Origin of the sequence: Mesorhizobium ventifaucium (genome assembly GCF_935822925.1) — a bacterium.
GTDB lineage: Bacteria > Pseudomonadota > Alphaproteobacteria > Rhizobiales > Rhizobiaceae > Mesorhizobium > Mesorhizobium ventifaucium.
The window spans coordinates 471,280-486,711 of sequence record NZ_CAKXZS010000011.1 but is presented as its reverse complement, the minus strand read 5'-3'; the positions used below and the strand labels follow the sequence as shown (position 1 = coordinate 486,711).

Sequence of the window (15,432 nt, the reverse complement as noted above, 5' to 3'; positions counted from 1 at the left end):
ACTAAGCGACGCCCATGGACCCGACAGGCACGGCAGGCTGCGAAAGGCGCAATTTAGCGACCTGGGAAAGGGGCGGCCGCTCCTGGCGATCCCCGCTCCAGGCGATCAAAGTGCCGAGCCCGACATCATCACGGCTCCCCTCCGCTTAACCGTTGGTTCACCAATGTCGTTCATGTTCCGTTGACCAATTTGCCGCCGTGGAGCGCTTCAATGACCGGGCCGAGATCGTCCTTTCCGATTGCCGCGCTGCTTGCCGCCACGGCTCTTGTCGTGCCGGCCAAGGCCGGCGCCGGCATCGAGGTCACGATGAACCAGGCGAAGATCGTCAAACTGTCGCGCGCCGCCGATACGATCGTCGTCGGCAATCCGGCGATCGCCGACGCCTCGGTGCAGGATGCTTCGACGATCGTGCTGACGGGCAAGGGCTTCGGCGTCACCAATCTCGTCGTCCTCGATCAGGAGGGCCGTCCGATCGTCGACGAGCAGATCACCGTCGTGCGACAGGACGCGTCGTCGGTGCGCATCTATCGACGTGCCGAAATACAGACCATGTCGTGCACGCCGTATTGCGAAAGCTCGTATAAAAGCGAGGCGGAGAAAGCCTCGGAAGCCGAGATGAGCGCCGGCCAGTAAGCGACCCGGCCGTTTCGTCTCGACGAGAATGCCGCTTCGGTTATCGGCCTGTTAAACCCTTCCCGTCGAATTTAACGATCATCCAAACCGCACTTCAATGGGTTTGCGCTAATGTTGCCCGACACCCCTAAGGGATTGGCAGGCACGAGACATGAGCAAAGCAGGACGATCAGGCTTTTTCGCGCGCTTCCTTGGCGACCGGCGCGGCAGCACCGCTCTGGAGTTCGCGATGCTTGCGGTGCCGTTTGCGCTCCTGGTCTTTGCCATACTGGAGAGCTTGATTTCATTTGGCGGGCAAGAGGTGATGGCCAATATCACCGCCGATGTCGCGCGCCGGCTACGGACGGGCCAGGAAAGACAGGCGAACGTAACCGAGGCGACGCTGAAGACCATGATCTGCGGCCGGCTGGAGATCATGGTCGCCAAGGACTGCCCCGGATTGGAAGTGGATCTGCGCGCCTATCCGAGCTTCGCCGTCGCAGCGCAGGCCGGCTTCAAGATAAATCAGGACGGCGAAATCGAGCTGACCGGCACGGATCCCGCGACTTTTACGGTATCCCCGGGCCCGGCTGAATCGATAAACATGCTGCGGGTTTTTTACAAATGGCCCATCATGACCAATTTCATGGCCAAGTCGACGGCCAATCTGAAAGACGGCAACACGCTGCATTTCGCATCGATCACCTGGCAGAACGAGCCGTTCGACGACTGAAAACCAAACCGCTGCGTGGGAAAAGGACGATAGCATGGGGCGTGCGGGGGCACATATGGGTATCGCTGGAATCTGCACGAAAGCCATCCGGTTCTGCCGTGACCGTCGCGGTGTCGCGGCCGTTGAGTTTGCCTTCATCGTACCCGTCCTGCTGATCATGTACTTCCTGACCATGGAAGCCTCGCAAGCCATCGAGACCAGCAAGAAGGTCAGTCGCACCGGCAGCATGGTGGCGGATCTCGTCACCCAGTTGCAGACCGTCACGCCAGCCGAACTCGATGCGATCATGCAGATCGGCAACTCCACCCTTCAGCCGTACAACCGATCGACCCCGGAAATCATCATCACCGCAATAGAGGTCACAAACGAAACGACGCCGAAGGTGCTGGTGGTTTGGTCACGCAAGATGGTCGGCGGCGCCTTCAGCGCCGGCGCCGCCAAGAAATCCATCACCACGGTTGCACCGCAGCTTAGGGTCAAGGGCACGTTTCTCATTCGCGTCGAAAGCAATCTCGCATACCAGCCGATCATCACCTGGTCGGCGGACAGTGAAAAGCGGCTTGGCTTCAGTTCGGCTTTCAACTCGATATCGATGGGCGAAATCTATTATCTCAGGCCCCGCAGGAGCCCGACGATTACCTGCGACACCTGCTGAAAGACTCCGATCCTCTGTCTTTGCCTGACACCGCACGATGGCCGCGGACGCCGTCAACGCATGTCGCATATGAGTTCCCGCTCGTTTTTCGTCGATCCACGATGCCGGCCCAACTATCGCGCCCGGTCGTGCACACAGCCGTCTGGTTCCGAATTGCCAATGGTAGCGCGGGCCCCTATGTCTGGGCAGACAGACAAACGATAAAAATGAATCCCTGCAATGGCGCGCGCCTTCCTTTTTGTTCTCGATTCCTTCGGCATCGGCGGCGCGGCCGACGCGGAGCGCTATGGCGACACCGGTTCCAACACGTTCGGACACATCGCTGGAGCCTGCGCGGAAGGCCGGGCGGATCGCGAGGGGCTGCGCAAAGGCCCGCTTTTCGTACCCAACATGCTCTCGCTCGGCCTGGCGCAGGCGGCGAAAACCGCGACAGGATTCTGCTTCGACAGCGGCGGCAAGGCCCTGCTTGCCTCCGCCTTCCACGGCGCGGCGCAGGAGGTTTCGAGCGGCAAGGACACGCCGTCAGGCCATTGGGAAATCGCCGCATTGCCGGTCCGCTTCGACTGGGGCTATTTCCCGGACACGGTTCCCGCCTTTCCAGCCGAACTGACCGAAGCGATCATTCGCGAAGGAGAGGTGCCGGGCATTCTCGGCAATTGCCATGCTCCGGGCACCGAGATCATCGAGCGCTACGGCGAGGAGCATGTCCGCACCGGCAAGCCGATCTGCTACACTTCGGTCGACTCCGTCCTGCAGATCGCCGCGCATGAAGTTCACTTCGGCCTGGGACGGCTCTACGAATTCTGCAAGGTGGTGCGCAGGCTGGTCGATCCGCTGAACATCGGACGGGTGATCGCGCGGCCTTTCATTGGGGAAACCGCCGCCAGCTTCGAACGGACGCACAACCGTCGGGACTATTCGGTGCCGCCGCCCGAACCGACCCTGCTCGACCGGCTGACGGCGCGCGGCAGCCGGGTCATCGCGGTCGGCAAGATCGGCGACATCTTCGCCCATCGCGGCATTTCGGAAGTGCGCAAAGCCGCCGGCAATATGGCGATGCTCGACAAAGCGCTCGGCGCGATGGACGACGCGGGCGACGGCGATCTCGTCTTCGCCAATTTCGTCGATTTCGACACCGAGTTCGGTCATCGGCGCGACGTTGCCGGCTATGCCGCCGCGCTCGAGGCCTTCGACCGGCGGCTGCCGGAGGCGCTTGCACGGCTCAAGGCAGGCGACCTTCTCATCTTCACGGCTGACCACGGCAACGATCCGACCTGGCACGGCACCGATCATACGCGCGAACGCATTCCGGTGATCGGCACCGGACCAGGCTTTGGCGGCGACATCGGGCTTAGAACGACATTCGCCGACATCGGTGAAACCGTCGCTGAGCATCTTGGGTTGGCACGCGGCCGTCACGGCACCTCCTTCTACGCAGCGATAGGCGGCCATGCCTGAGTTGCCTGAGGTCGAAACGGTGCGGCGCGGCCTGCAGCCGCTTCTGGAAGGCGCCCGCATCGCCCGCGTCGAGGCGCGCCGGCCCGATTTGCGCTTTCCGTTTCCCGAGAAATTTTTGGAGAGGCTGACCGGCAAGACGATTACGGCGCTCGGCCGCCGGGCCAAATACCTGACGATGCATCTCGAAGGCGGTCCGGTGCTGATCTGCCATCTCGGCATGTCGGGCTCGTTCCGCATCGAAACCTCCGATGGCGGCGAAATACCCGATAGCAGCGAAATGCTGGGCGCGTTTTATCATGAGCGCCCGAAGAGCGCGGTGCACGACCATGTCGTCTTCCATATCGTCTCTCCCCAAGGCGCCCGGTCCCGGGTGACCTTCAACGATCCGCGCCGTTTCGGCTTCATGCTGTTTTCCGAAGGGACGCCTGACACGCATCCGATGCTGGCGGGGCTTGGCGTCGAGCCGACAGGCAATGCGCTGGACGGCGAGTTGCTCGCCTCGCTGCTGAAAGGCCGGAAGTCGCCGCTAAAGGCAGCACTTGTCGATCAGCGGCTGATCGCCGGGCTCGGCAATATCTATGTGTCGGAGGCGCTGTGGCGCGCCGGCCTATCGCCGTTACGCGAGGCGGGCACCATCGCAAAGCCTGGAAAGAAGGCCAAACAGCAGCGCGACGCCCTGGCCGAAGCAATCCGCGCGGTGATCGCCGATGCGATCGCCGCCGGCGGATCGTCGTTGCGCGACTATGTGCAGACCGACGGGTCTCTGGGCTATTTCCAGCATTCGTTCGCGGTCTATGATCGCGAGGGAGACGCCTGCTCCAAACACGGCTGCGGCGGCCATATAGAGCGCATCGTGCAAAGCGGGCGTTCCACCTTCTATTGCCGGACCTGTCAATTGTGACCTAGGTGCGGGTGTGAGCCAGGTGCCGGGTGTGAGTTGGACGCCTGATGTAAGTCAGATGACCGAGTGAGGAGATACAGTCATGGCCTATGAAACGATTATCGTCGAAACCCGCGGCAAGGTCGGGCTGATCACGCTGAACCGGCCGAAGGCGCTCAATGCGCTGAACTCGCAGGTCCTGGCGGAATTGGTGGCGGCCGTGAACGGCTTCTGCGCGAATGCCGACATCGGCGCGATGGTCATCACCGGCTCCGAAAAAGCCTTCGCGGCAGGTGCGGACATCAAGGAAATGCAGGCGATCTCCTTTGTCGACGCCTATGTGCAGGATTTCTTTATCGGCTGGGAAGAACTCACCCGGGCGCGCAAGCCTGTCATCGCGGCGGTGGCCGGCTATGCGCTCGGCGGCGGCTGCGAACTGGCGATGATGTGCGATTTCATCATCGCCGCCGACAACGCCAAGTTCGGCCAGCCCGAGATCACGCTCGGCGTCATGCCGGGCATGGGCGGATCGCAGCGCCTGACGCGTTTCGTCGGCAAGTCGAAGGCGATGGACATGTGCCTGACCGGACGGATGATGGATGCGGCGGAAGCCGAGCGTTGCGGCCTGGTGTCGCGTGTCGTGCCCGCCGGCGAGCTGCTCGAGGAGGCGTTGAAGGCGGCGGCCAAGATAGCCGATTTTTCGCTGCCGTCGGTGATGATGGCGAAAGAGGCCGTCAACCGCGCCTATGAAACGACACTGGCCGAGGGGCTGCGGTTCGAGCGCCGGCTGTTTCACTCACTGTTTGCGCTCGATGACCAGAAGGAAGGCATGGCGGCCTTTGTCGAGAAGCGGAAGCCAAATTTCTCGAACCGGTAGGTCGTGACGACATCGGGCCGGAAGCGAGCCACGGCAGCGGCCAAAAAGAAGGCGAAGCAGCGTTGACGCGCCGGAAAAGCTGAACTATAAGCCGCACCAACCGAGGCGGCCCTGTGGCTGCCCGTTTGTTTTTTGCGCCTTGCGGCATTCCGCGTGCGCCCACCAGATCAGAAGAGAGGCATCATGGCCAATACCTCCTCGGCCAAAAAGGCAACGCGCAAGATCGCCCGCCGCACGGCGATCAACAAGAACCGCCGCTCGCGCGTGCGGACCTACATCCGCCAGGTCGAAGAGGCGCTCGCCTCGGGCGACAAGGCTGCCGCGCAGGCTGCTTTCAAGGTGGCTGAGCCGGAATTGATGCGCGCCGCGAGCAAGGGCGTGGTGCACAAGAATACGGCATCCCGCAAGGTGTCGCGCCTGGCCCAGCGACTCAAGGTGTTGTCGGCCTAATATACCTTTATTAAACTTGTCGTTTTCAGACCCGGCCGCTCGTGCCGGGTTTTTTCGTTTGCCGGCAAGTACTTAAAAAGAAAGCCCGCAAGCAACACTCCGCACGATTTCGAAGTTCGAAATGCTTTGCCGGCATATACATGCCGGCTGACAGGCGCAGCCGCTGAAAGCGTTCACGGCGAAAATATCGACTGTCGAAAATCAGCTTGATTTTTCAAAAGGTTGCGGACGGTCATCCACAGCTTGTTCACATCGGGTGCGAGGGATGGGGGACAATTGCCTGTCAAGAAAATTATTTCATAAAATTTCGCGAGACGCGGCCTTTTTCACATTCGCCGGAAAAGGGTTTGAATCACAATGGGTTTGTCAAAACCAGCCAGTGCAACGCAGGCTCCGAACCCGTTTGCGCTAACCACATTCCTTAAAAATCCGTTAGTCGTGGCCTTGCCCTATCCACAGTGATTTCGCTAAGCTCTGTCTATCGAGAGGGACGGGCCGTTGGCCCTTAACCCAGCCTGAATCGGCCAGCACAAAAGTGGCAGAATTCATGACGCGGATCATCTCCGCGTACGGGTTTGGTTTGCCTTTTCGATACGGTAGGGGAATGGCGTAATTGTACATGGCAGATCAATGACGCGCCGGCGTTTCGCCGGGCGGAATTGTATTGCCCTGACATGACCAAAGCGGGCTGGCTCCGAGGAGCCGGCGCCGGTTCCCCGACAATGGGACGACATCATCTGCCGGCGGCGGCGATGGTGTCGCTGCGAGGACACGGTCGCCGGAAACATGGATGCAGGAGGCGCATTCCCGGCGGAAAAAGGTACAAAAGGACAAGGAACTCGATCATGCAGAGCGGCATCGAAAGGGAGCTTACGGGCGACCTCCCATTCCCTGGGACCTTAACCGGAGGGGACGCTATGTCGGCTTCCATCGACGCGGAACAAAAGTTCGACCGGGTCAAGGCCCAGTTGAAGGCGCGTCTGGGAACCGAAGTCTATTCGAGCTGGTTCGGGCGCATGAAGGTCGCCGAGGCGTCCCGGGGCATTGTCCGCATCTCGGTGCCCACCGCCTTCCTGCGCTCGTGGATCAATGGCCACTACCTCGACCTCATCGCCGAGCTGTGGAAACACGAGGATCCTGAAATCCTCAAGATCGAGATCGTCGTGCGCACCGCTACCCGTCCTGGGCGCAACGGCGTCGAACCCGAAGTGGCCCCGGCGCGCAAGATGACCAGGCAAGCGCAAACGGCGCTGGCCGCGGGAACAGCGGGGCCCGGCAGGGTGGAGCGAGTACCGGCACCTCGCCCGGGAATGCCTGCCGAGACCGAGTTCCGGCACAATGTGCTTGGTTCGCCGCTTGACCCGCGCTACACGTTCGGCTCCTTCATCGAGGGGCCGTCGAACCGGGTGGCCTTCGCCGCCGCCAAGGCGGTGGCGGAATCGCAGTCGAGCGCTGTGCGCTTCAATCCGCTGTTTCTGCACGCGACGGTGGGGCTGGGCAAGACGCACCTGCTGCAGGCGATCGCGGCGGAATCGCTGAAGCAGAATCCGAAGTCCCGCGTCGTCTATCTCACGGCCGAATATTTCATGTGGCGGTTTGCCACCGCTATCCGCGACAACAACGCGCTGACGCTGAAGGAACAATTGCGCGACATCGACCTCCTCATCATCGACGACATGCAGTTCCTGCAAGGCAAGTCGATCCAGCATGAATTCTGCCATCTGATCAACATGCTGCTCGACAGCGCCAAGCAGGTGGTGGTCGCCGCCGACCGGCCGCCGTCGGAACTGGAATCGCTGGAGCCCCGCGTCCGCTCGCGCCTCAACGGCGGCGTCGCGCTCGAAATGTCGGCACCGGATTTCGCCATGCGGATCGGCATGCTCAAGCTGCGCCTTGCCACCGCCATGGCCGACGATGCATCGCTCGACATCTCGGAGGAGATCCTCAACCATGTCGCTCGCACGGTGACCGGCAGCGGGCGCGAACTCGAAGGTGCGTTCAACCAGCTTCTGTTCCGCCAGTCGTTCGAACCGCAGATCACCATCGACCGCATCGACGAGATCCTCGGCCACATCTATCGTTCGGGCGAGCCGAAGCGGGTGCGCATCGAGGACATCCAGCGCATCGTCGCGCGCCACTACAATGTGTCGAAGACGGAACTTCTGTCCAACCGGCGCACCCGCACCATCGTCAAGCCGCGGCAGGTCGCGATGTACCTGTCGAAGGTGATGACACCGCGCTCCTTGCCGGAAATCGGGCGGCGTTTCGGTGGCCGCGATCACACGACGGTGCTGCATGCCGTGCGCAAGATCGAGGATCTTTCAGGCGTTGACAACACGCTGGCGCAGGAGCTCGAATTGCTGAGAAGACTGATCAACGATCAGGCCTGACCGGCCCGGACGGCTGCGACGCGCTTGAAATTGTTGTTTTTATGCATGTCGTTGCCGCAAAACCGCTGCGCACCTCGGGTCAGGCCCGAGGGCATGCTTTTGGGCGACAAGCATTGGCTTGCGGGCTTCGCCGGTTTATCCCAAGAAAGCTCGCGTAACCGGCCCGAACCCGCAGCGCGGGCTTGCGTTTACGGGTTTTTTCCTGTCAGTTTGTGCAGATTCTGAGCCTGTTCAGACCTTTCGCGGGTTGCCGCTTGCCGGAGACCCGCTCATTCATTCAAGTGAGCCTGTTTCGTCATGCGTGTTATCCTGGAACGGTCAAATCTCCTGAAGTCGCTCAACCATGTTCATCGCGTGGTCGAGCGTCGCAACACCATACCGATCCTGTCGAACGTGCTGCTGAGCGCCGAAGGCGCGACCCTTGAAATGAAGGCGACCGACCTCGATCTGGAGGTGACCGAAGCCACGCCCGCCAAGGTCGAGCGCGGCGGCGCGACGACGGTCCCGGCGCATCTGCTCTATGACATCGTGCGCAAGCTCGCCGACGGCGCGGAGGTCATGCTGAAGACCGACGAGGACGGCAACGCCATGGCAGTGACCTCGGGCCGCTCGAGCTTCCGCCTCCAATGCCTGCCACAATCCGATTTCCCGGAACTTTCGGCCGGATCGTTCTCGCATATCTTCCGGCTCGATTCGGTCGCGCTCAAGGGCCTGATCGAGAAGACCCAATTCGCCATCTCCACCGAAGAGACGCGCTATTACCTGAACGGCATCTACCTGCACACGCATGATGCCGACGGCAAGCTGAAGCTGCGCTCGGTAGCGACCGACGGCCATCGGCTGGCGCGCGCCGAGATCGACGCGCCGGCAGGATCCGAAGGCATGCCGGGCATCATCATTCCGCGCAAGACGGTCAGCGAATTGCAAAAGCTTGTCGACGATCCTGATATCGCCGTGACCACCGAATTGTCCGACACCAAGATCCGCTTCACTATCGGCAGTGTCGTTTTGACCTCGAAGCTGATCGACGGCACCTTCCCGGACTATCAGCGGGTGATCCCGACCGGCAACGACAAGAAGCTGATCATCGACCGCCAGAGTTTCGCCGCCGCCGTCGACCGCGTCTCGACCATTTCGTCCGAACGCGGCCGGGCGGTGAAGCTTTCGATTGGAGAAGGCCAGGTCACGCTTGCAGTCAACAATCCGGATTCGGGCAGCGCCACCGAGGAATTGGCGGCGGATTATTCGTCCGACGCGATCGAAATCGGCTTCAACGCCAAATATCTGCTCGACGTCGCCGCCCAGTTGACCGGCACCGAGGCAAAATTCATGCTGGCGGATGCCGGCTCGCCAACGCTGATCCACGACATGGCCGACGAAACCACGCTCTACGTGCTGATGCCGATGCGGGTCTGATGCATGTCGCGCAAAAGCATGCCCTCGGGCTTGAACCGAGGGTGTGCAGCGGATTTGCGATAACGACATGCATAAAACAACAACCTAACCCGGGCTAAAGCGCGTCGCATGAGGCTGGTCAAACGCGGCGCGCTTTAGGCCCGAACGAGGCCATCTTGCTGTCATGACCCGAGTTGCGAAGCAGCCTGAGCGCGACCAGCAGACTCATATAAGTAAGCTGTCGCTTACCAATTTCCGCAATTACGCAACACTGTCGATCGACCTCGATCCCGGCGCGGTGGTTTTTTCCGGTGACAACGGGGCCGGCAAAACCAATCTGCTGGAGGCGATTTCCCTGCTGACGCCGGGGCGCGGCCTGCGCCGTGCGCCTTATGCCGACGTGGCGCGCGAAGGCGGCGACGGCGGCTTTTCCATCCATGCCCGGCTCGATGGGCCGGACGGCGCGGTCGAGATCGGCACCGGCATCACAGGCGGCGACGCCGCCGAAGGCGGCCGGCGGGTGCGGATCAACGGCGCGGCGGCGCGCTCGGCGGAGGACATGCTGGAATGGCTGCGCGTCGTCTGGCTGACACCGGCGATGGATGCATTGTTCACTGGGCCGGCCGCAGATCGCCGGCGCTTTCTCGACCGGCAGGTGCTGGCGATCGATCCGGGCCACGGCCAGCGCGCGCTCGACTACGAAAAAGCGATGCGGGGCCGCAATCGACTGCTCGCCGAAGGCTCGCGCGACGGCGCCTGGTTCGACGCGATCGAGACGCAAATGGCCGAAACCGGTGTGGCGATTGCCGCGGCGCGTGCCGAACTGGTGCGCCTGCTCGCCGCCATGATCGACAGGCTGCCAAGCTCCGGTCCGTTTCCGCAAGCCGACATCGGCCTGTCCGGCGGGCTGGAAAGCGAGATCGGAACCAGCGCGGCTGTCGATGTCGAGGAGCGGTTCCGCCGCGCTCTCGCCGAAGCTCGCGATCGCGACCGCGCCGCCGGGCGCACGCTCGACGGCCCGCACCGGTCGGATCTCGTGGTGCGGCACCGGCCAAAGGCGATGCCGGCCGAACTCTGCTCGACGGGCGAGCAGAAGGCGCTGCTGGTCGGCATGGTCCTGTCGCACGCCCGGCTGACCGGCGAGATGTCGTGCATGACGCCGATCCTGCTGCTCGACGAGATCGCCGCCCATCTCGACGCGGGCAGACGCGCCGCGCTGTTCTCGATCCTCGAAGAGCTGAACTGCCAGGCTTTCATGACCGGAACCGATGTGGCGCTGTTTTCCAGTCTCAAGGGACGCGCGCAGTTCCTGACCGTCGACCACGGCACGGTCGGGCCAACCATTTGACTTCCTGGATATCATCCCAAAAGTAGTAGTGAGTAGTGAGTAGTGAGTAGTGAGTAGTGAGTAGTGAGTAGTGAGTAGTGAGTAGTGAGTAGTGAGTAGTGAGTAGTGAGTAGTGAGTAGTGAATAGTGAAAAGTGAAAAGTGAAAAGTGAAAAGTAGTGAGAGCACCCTTATTTCACTATTCAATATTTACTATTCACTATTCACTATTCAACTGCTGCGCACCCGATGGCCAAGCTCGATGGCAGGCTTTGGCACATGCATTGGCGCCTGACAAGGTTCTTATCCCGCTATATGGTCGGGCGATGATCACCACCGCGCTCACCGACGAAGAACTCGAACGCTACGCCCGCCACATCGTGCTGCCCGAGATCGGTGGCGCCGGCCAGCAGCGACTGAAGCGGGCTCGGGTCCTGGTCATCGGCGCCGGCGGGCTGGGTGCGCCGGTGCTTGAATATCTTGCCGCAGCCGGCGTTGGCACACTCGGCATCGTCGATGACGACAGCGTCTCGCTGTCGAACCTGCAAAGACAGGTGATCCACGGCACCGGCGCTGTCGGCATGGCCAAGACCGACAGTGCCAAAGCGGCGATCGCCCGCATCAACCCCAACGTCGCCGTGGAACTGCACAACCTCAGGCTGACGGCGGACAACGCCCCTGCCCTTGTCGCCCGTTATGACATCGTCGTCGACGGCTCCGACAATTTCGAAACCCGTTATGCGGTGGCCGACGCCTGCGCCGCGGAGAAGCGGCCGTTGGTCCATGCCGCCGTGGGCCGCTTCGACGGCTCGGTGACCGTGCTGAAACCGTTCGAGACCGGCACCGACGGCAGGCCGAATCCGAGTTATCGCGATCTTTTTCCGGAACCACCGCCGGCGGGCCTGGTGCCATCCTGCGCCGTGGCCGGCGTGCTCGGCGTGCTGACCGGCGTCGTCGGCACGCTGCAGGCCATGGAGGCGATCAAGCTGATCGCCGGCATCGGCGAGCCGCTGGTCGGCCGGCTGCTGCTTTACGATGCGTTGGCCGCGCGCTTCGACACGATCCGCTACAAGAGCAGCTAGATTTGGGCAGCCTGGTGTCCGTCGCGCAGCTTCCGGCCGATTTCGACGGTTGGGACGAGGTGCTGGCGCTGATCATGCGCGCCTTCGCTGCCATGGACGGCGTCATCGATCCGCCATCCTCGGCACATCGGCTGACGGTCGAAAATCTCCGGGACAAGGCCCGGCAAGAAACGGGCTTTGCGGCGCTGAAGGACGGCAGGATTGTCGGCTGCGTTTTTGTCCTGGAGCGGGCCAACGATTTCTATGTCGGAAAGCTCGCGGTCGAACCGGACTTTCAGGGACAAGGCATTGCCAGGCGGCTGATGCAAGCTGTCGAGGACCTTGCCCGCAGCCGCGGCAAGCCTGCGATCGAGCTTCAGACGCGGATCGAACTGACCGGGAACCACGCGGCCTTTGCCCGCCTTGGCTTACGCGAAACGGAACGGACGGCGCACAGTGGCTATGACCGACCGACCTCGATCACCATGCGCAAGGTGCTTTCGTAAGCCTGCGCTAACTTAAAATGGCAGCCGGTCACGTCCGCAGTGGCAGCACGCGATCCGGCGGCCGATGGCCATCGAAGAAGGCGCGTATGTTGATGATCACCTTCTCGCCCATGTCGATCCGGCCTTCGAGCGTCGCCGACCCCATATGCGGCAACAGCACGACCTTGCCCTTGGCGGCGAGCTTCAGCAATTTGCTGTTCAGCGCCGGCTCATGCTCGTAGACGTCGAGGCCGGCGCCGGCGATCTTGCCGTCCTGGATCAGCTTGACCAGAGAGTCCTCGTCGATGATGTCGCCGCGCGCCGTGTTGACGATGTAAGCGGACGGTTGCAGAAGCGCCAGCCGCCGTGCCGAAAGCAGATGGAAGGTCGCCGGCGTCGATGGACAATTGACCGAGATGATGTCCATGCGGGCAAGCATCTGGTCGAGGCTTTCCCAGTAGGTCGCCTCCAGTTCATCCTCGACCGCCGGCAGCACGCGATGGCGGTTGTGATAGTGGATCGACAGGCCAAAGGCCTTGGCCCGCCTGGCAACGGCGGTGCCGATGCGGCCCATGCCGACAATGCCGAGGCGTTTGCCCCAGATACGCCGGCCAAGCATCCAGGTCGGCGACCAGCCGGCCCATTTCTTGTCGCCGGTCAGCACATTGGCGCCTTCCGCCAGCCGCCGCGGCACCGCCAGCATGAGCGCCATGGTCATGTCGGCCGTATCTTCGGTCAGCACGTTCGGCGTGTTGGTGACGGTAATGCCCTTCTTCGCTGCTGCCGCCACGTCGATCTTATCGACGCCGTTGCCGAAATTGGCAATCAGCTTGAGGTTGTCGCCGGCCTGAGCGATCAGCGCTGCGTCGACATGATCGGTTATGGTCGGCACCAGCACGTCGGCTTCCTTGACCGCCGCGACCAATTCCGGCTGCGTCATCGGCCTGTCTTCGACATTCAGCCGGGCGTCGAACAGCTCACGCATGCGGGTCTCGACCGGGTCGGGCAGCTTGCGCGTGATGACGACGAGGGGCCTTTTTCTGCCTACCATTGTTTCCTCGAACCCGACCTCGTTGAGACCTCTTTAACCAAGACAGGCGAAACTGGAGGCCGGTCGCGGTGCCAGTTCTCCATGTAACAAGAGGTTCCGCCGAAGACAAAGAAAAAGGGGCGCCGAGGCCGATGAGCCGGCGCCGAAAGGAACGAAAGTGTCTGGTTTCGCGTCGCTCCGCCTGGCCCTCAGCGCAGCATTTCTCGGCGCTCTCCTTTATTCCCCGCAGGTGGCGGCACAGAATGCGGCAGCACCAACCCAGAGCGTCACGCTCGGGCCGAGCGGCCTGCCGCTGCCGCGCTTCGTCAGCCTGAAAGCCGGCCGCGTCAACTCCCGCGTCGGACCAGGCGTCAACTATTCCGTCGACTGGATGTATATGAAACCCGGCCTGCCGATGGAGATCATCCAGGAATTCGACACCTGGCGTCGTGTGCGCGATGCCGACGGCTCGGAAGGCTGGATCAACCAGTCGCTGCTTTCGGGTCGCCGCACGGCGATCGTAGCACCCTGGCAGCGCGGCAAAGATGCCCGAATCAACCTACTCGACGACCCGGAAAAGGACGCCAGCATCGTCGCGATCATCGAGCCGGGCGCCATGGGCACGATCAAGTCCTGTGACGGCCAGTGGTGCGAAATGACCTTCAATGGCCACACCGGCTGGCTCGCCCAATCGGTGGTCTGGGGCGCGTATCCGGGCGAACGGGTCAAGAACTGACCTCTTCTTGCCGGTTCGGGATAATGGTCCAGGCCGATCAGGCGAGGCGGTATCTCGCCGCCTCATGAAGTGCCGATCACTCGCAGCGTTTGGGGCGCAGCCTCACCACGATATCGACATTGGCGATCTCCATGCCCTCCGGCGGCTCCGGCAGGTTGGAAACCGTGACAGGACCGCTGGCGATGTCGAAGATCCTGTTTTCGCCCTCAATGTAGAAATGATGGTGATCGGAGGTGTTGGTGTCGAAGTAGGTCTTCGACCCCTCGACGGCCAGGATGCGCAGAAGGCCCGCCTGGGTGAATTGATGAAGGGCGTTGTAGACGGTGGCGAGCGATACCGGCACGCCGGCGGCGACCGCCTCCTCGTGCAGTTCCTCGGCCGACAGATGGCGGTCGCCTTTGGCGAAAAGCAGATCGGCCAGCGCGATGCGCTGACGCGTCGGCCTCAGACCAGCTTCGCGAACCCGCTTGTCCACAGCGACATTTTCCTTCCGGCAGCCCAGATCCATCTATCCGCCCAAGCTCAAGTTTCGCCTCAATATCTGCCCAGAATGGCAAAAACGAACTTTGACCGAAACTGGACATCCCCCGACATATATTCTGTCGGCCGAATACGATCAATAGCGCGCATTGACCCCGGCAGGCGGGCGGGTTAAGCGCAAACGCCGGTTTCCGGCCGGAAATGGATTGTGTTAGGAAACCAACGACAAGGGCGCGCTACCGCCCGGACGATTACGGGGACGAGATTGATGGCGGTTTCGAAATCCAGCTACGATTACGAGGAACTGCTTGCCTGCGCCCGCGGCGAGCTGTTCGGACCTGGAAACGCCCAGCTCCCCTATCCGCCGATGCTGATGTTCGACCGCATCACCGAAATCAGCGAGACGGGCGGTGCCTTCGACAAGGGCTTCATCCGCGCAGAATTCGACATCAAGCCGGACCTGTGGTTTTTCGCCTGCCACTTCATCGGCAACCCGATCATGCCGGGGTGCCTGGGCCTCGACGCCATGTGGCAATTGACGGGATTCTACCTCGGCTGGCTCGGCGAGCCGGGCAAGGGCATGGCGCTCTCGACCGGCGAAGTGAAATTCAAAGGCATGGTGACGCCGTCGGTCAAGAAGGTAGAATATGGCGTGGATTTCAAGCGTGTGATGCGCGGCCGGCTGGTGCTTGGTATCGCCGATGGCTGGCTGAAGGCGGATGGCGAACCCATATACGCAGCAACGGACCTCAAGGTGGGTCTGTCCAAGCAATCTGCCGCCGCCTGACCGGCGCTTGCGCAGCGCCGCGAGTCCGCGGGAGGCGCAAAGGAAGCTGTAGAACTTAATTTGCGCATCCTTGTCCG

General features: G+C 62.0%; 16 protein-coding genes. 14 read left to right on the top strand and 2 right to left on the bottom strand.

Going from position 1 to position 15,432, the window contains the following annotated elements; genetic code table 11:
* Positions 1 to 210 precede the first annotated feature (210 nt).
* From NMG70_RS10540 to NMG70_RS10485, 12 genes are all read left to right on the top strand, one after another.
* Complete coding sequence (locus NMG70_RS10540) at positions 211 to 633, top strand: pilus assembly protein N-terminal domain-containing protein (RefSeq protein ID WP_254024416.1); 423 nt, start codon at positions 211 to 213, stop codon at positions 631 to 633.
* 151 nt (positions 634 to 784) lie between these two features.
* The gene (locus tag NMG70_RS10535) at positions 785 to 1,345 is read left to right on the top strand and encodes a TadE/TadG family type IV pilus assembly protein (RefSeq protein WP_254024415.1); all 561 of its coding nucleotides are present in this window, start codon (positions 785 to 787) and stop codon (positions 1,343 to 1,345) included.
* A 34-nt stretch (positions 1,346 to 1,379) separates the two neighbouring features.
* The gene (locus tag NMG70_RS10530) at positions 1,380 to 2,000 is read left to right on the top strand and encodes a TadE/TadG family type IV pilus assembly protein (protein ID WP_254024414.1); all 621 of its coding nucleotides are present in this window, start codon (positions 1,380 to 1,382) and stop codon (positions 1,998 to 2,000) included.
* 219 nt (positions 2,001 to 2,219) lie between these two features.
* Positions 2,220 to 3,458: a phosphopentomutase gene (locus tag NMG70_RS10525; protein ID WP_254024413.1), complete on the top strand. Its 1,239-nt coding sequence runs from the start codon at positions 2,220 to 2,222 to the stop codon at positions 3,456 to 3,458.
* On the top strand, positions 3,451 to 4,359 hold the full coding sequence (mutM, locus tag NMG70_RS10520; RefSeq protein WP_254024412.1) for a bifunctional DNA-formamidopyrimidine glycosylase/DNA-(apurinic or apyrimidinic site) lyase: 909 nt from the start codon (positions 3,451 to 3,453) through the stop codon (positions 4,357 to 4,359). Before NMG70_RS10525 ends, mutM begins: the two co-directional genes overlap by 8 nt.
* An 82-nt stretch (positions 4,360 to 4,441) precedes the next feature.
* Positions 4,442 to 5,215, top strand: coding sequence for an enoyl-CoA hydratase (locus NMG70_RS10515; protein ID WP_254024411.1), 774 nt, complete (start codon positions 4,442 to 4,444; stop codon positions 5,213 to 5,215).
* Between the two features lie 183 nt (positions 5,216 to 5,398).
* On the top strand, positions 5,399 to 5,665 hold the full coding sequence (rpsT, locus tag NMG70_RS10510) for a 30S ribosomal protein S20 (protein WP_023802137.1): 267 nt from the start codon (positions 5,399 to 5,401) through the stop codon (positions 5,663 to 5,665).
* A gap of 917 nt (positions 5,666 to 6,582) precedes the next feature.
* Complete coding sequence (dnaA, locus tag NMG70_RS10505; protein WP_254024410.1) at positions 6,583 to 8,055, top strand: chromosomal replication initiator protein DnaA; 1,473 nt, start codon at positions 6,583 to 6,585, stop codon at positions 8,053 to 8,055.
* A 297-nt stretch (positions 8,056 to 8,352) separates the two neighbouring features.
* Positions 8,353 to 9,471: a DNA polymerase III subunit beta gene (dnaN, locus tag NMG70_RS10500; RefSeq protein WP_254024409.1), complete on the top strand. Its 1,119-nt coding sequence runs from the start codon at positions 8,353 to 8,355 to the stop codon at positions 9,469 to 9,471.
* 163 nt (positions 9,472 to 9,634) lie between these two features.
* Positions 9,635 to 10,798, top strand: a complete 1,164-nt coding sequence (gene recF, locus NMG70_RS10495; protein ID WP_254024408.1) for a DNA replication/repair protein RecF — start codon at positions 9,635 to 9,637, stop codon at positions 10,796 to 10,798.
* Positions 10,799 to 11,102: 304 nt separating this feature from the next.
* Complete coding sequence (locus NMG70_RS10490; RefSeq protein ID WP_254024529.1) at positions 11,103 to 11,858, top strand: molybdopterin-synthase adenylyltransferase MoeB; 756 nt, start codon at positions 11,103 to 11,105, stop codon at positions 11,856 to 11,858.
* Positions 11,859 to 11,932: 74 nt separating this feature from the next.
* Positions 11,933 to 12,343 carry a GNAT family N-acetyltransferase gene (locus NMG70_RS10485; RefSeq protein WP_254024528.1) on the top strand — a complete coding sequence of 137 codons (411 nt, stop codon included), beginning with the start codon at positions 11,933 to 11,935 and terminating at the stop codon, positions 12,341 to 12,343.
* Between the two features lie 28 nt (positions 12,344 to 12,371).
* Here the strand turns inward: NMG70_RS10485 and NMG70_RS10480 are convergent, their stop codons facing one another.
* A complete protein-coding gene (locus NMG70_RS10480) occupies positions 12,372 to 13,373 on the bottom strand; it encodes a 2-hydroxyacid dehydrogenase (RefSeq protein WP_254024407.1) in 1,002 nt (333 codons plus the stop codon).
* A 157-nt stretch (positions 13,374 to 13,530) separates the two neighbouring features.
* Here NMG70_RS10480 and NMG70_RS10475 point away from each other — a divergent pair, with 157 nt between their 5' ends.
* On the top strand, positions 13,531 to 14,088 hold the full coding sequence (locus NMG70_RS10475) for an SH3 domain-containing protein (protein WP_254024406.1): 558 nt from the start codon (positions 13,531 to 13,533) through the stop codon (positions 14,086 to 14,088).
* A 76-nt stretch (positions 14,089 to 14,164) separates the two neighbouring features.
* Here NMG70_RS10475 and irrA read toward each other — a convergent pair whose 3' ends face one another.
* Positions 14,165 to 14,596 carry an iron response transcriptional regulator IrrA gene (gene irrA, locus NMG70_RS10470; RefSeq protein ID WP_254024405.1) on the bottom strand — a complete coding sequence of 144 codons (432 nt, stop codon included), beginning with the start codon at positions 14,594 to 14,596 and terminating at the stop codon, positions 14,165 to 14,167.
* Positions 14,597 to 14,836: 240 nt separating this feature from the next.
* Between irrA and fabA the strand changes: the two genes are divergently transcribed.
* Entirely contained in the window at positions 14,837 to 15,355 is a 519-nt protein-coding gene (fabA, locus tag NMG70_RS10465; RefSeq protein WP_023802127.1) for a 3-hydroxyacyl-[acyl-carrier-protein] dehydratase FabA, read from the top strand.
* The last annotated feature ends 77 nt before the right edge of the window (positions 15,356 to 15,432 follow it).

Excerpts from the sequence above, each read along its gene's own strand:
- dnaN (WP_254024409.1), top strand. The coding sequence starts at position 8,353 with ATGCGTGTTATCCTGGAACGGTCAAATCTCCTGAAGTCGCTCAACCAT.
- NMG70_RS10480 (WP_254024407.1), bottom strand. The coding sequence starts at position 13,373 with ATGGTAGGCAGAAAAAGGCCCCTCGTCGTCATCACGCGCAAGCTGCCC.
- rpsT (WP_023802137.1), top strand. The coding sequence starts at position 5,399 with ATGGCCAATACCTCCTCGGCCAAAAAGGCAACGCGCAAGATCGCCCGC.
- mutM (WP_254024412.1), top strand. The coding sequence starts at position 3,451 with ATGCCTGAGTTGCCTGAGGTCGAAACGGTGCGGCGCGGCCTGCAGCCG.
- NMG70_RS10485 (WP_254024528.1), top strand. The coding sequence starts at position 11,933 with ATGCGCGCCTTCGCTGCCATGGACGGCGTCATCGATCCGCCATCCTCG.
- NMG70_RS10540 (WP_254024416.1), top strand. The coding sequence starts at position 211 with ATGACCGGGCCGAGATCGTCCTTTCCGATTGCCGCGCTGCTTGCCGCC.
- NMG70_RS10525 (WP_254024413.1), top strand. The coding sequence starts at position 2,220 with ATGGCGCGCGCCTTCCTTTTTGTTCTCGATTCCTTCGGCATCGGCGGC.
- dnaA (WP_254024410.1), top strand. The coding sequence starts at position 6,583 with ATGTCGGCTTCCATCGACGCGGAACAAAAGTTCGACCGGGTCAAGGCC.
- fabA (WP_023802127.1), top strand. The coding sequence starts at position 14,837 with ATGGCGGTTTCGAAATCCAGCTACGATTACGAGGAACTGCTTGCCTGC.
- recF (WP_254024408.1), top strand. The coding sequence starts at position 9,635 with ATGACCCGAGTTGCGAAGCAGCCTGAGCGCGACCAGCAGACTCATATA.
- NMG70_RS10490 (WP_254024529.1), top strand. The coding sequence starts at position 11,103 with ATGATCACCACCGCGCTCACCGACGAAGAACTCGAACGCTACGCCCGC.
- irrA (WP_254024405.1), bottom strand. The coding sequence starts at position 14,596 with ATGGATCTGGGCTGCCGGAAGGAAAATGTCGCTGTGGACAAGCGGGTT.
- NMG70_RS10515 (WP_254024411.1), top strand. The coding sequence starts at position 4,442 with ATGGCCTATGAAACGATTATCGTCGAAACCCGCGGCAAGGTCGGGCTG.
- NMG70_RS10535 (WP_254024415.1), top strand. The coding sequence starts at position 785 with ATGAGCAAAGCAGGACGATCAGGCTTTTTCGCGCGCTTCCTTGGCGAC.
- NMG70_RS10530 (WP_254024414.1), top strand. The coding sequence starts at position 1,380 with ATGGGGCGTGCGGGGGCACATATGGGTATCGCTGGAATCTGCACGAAA.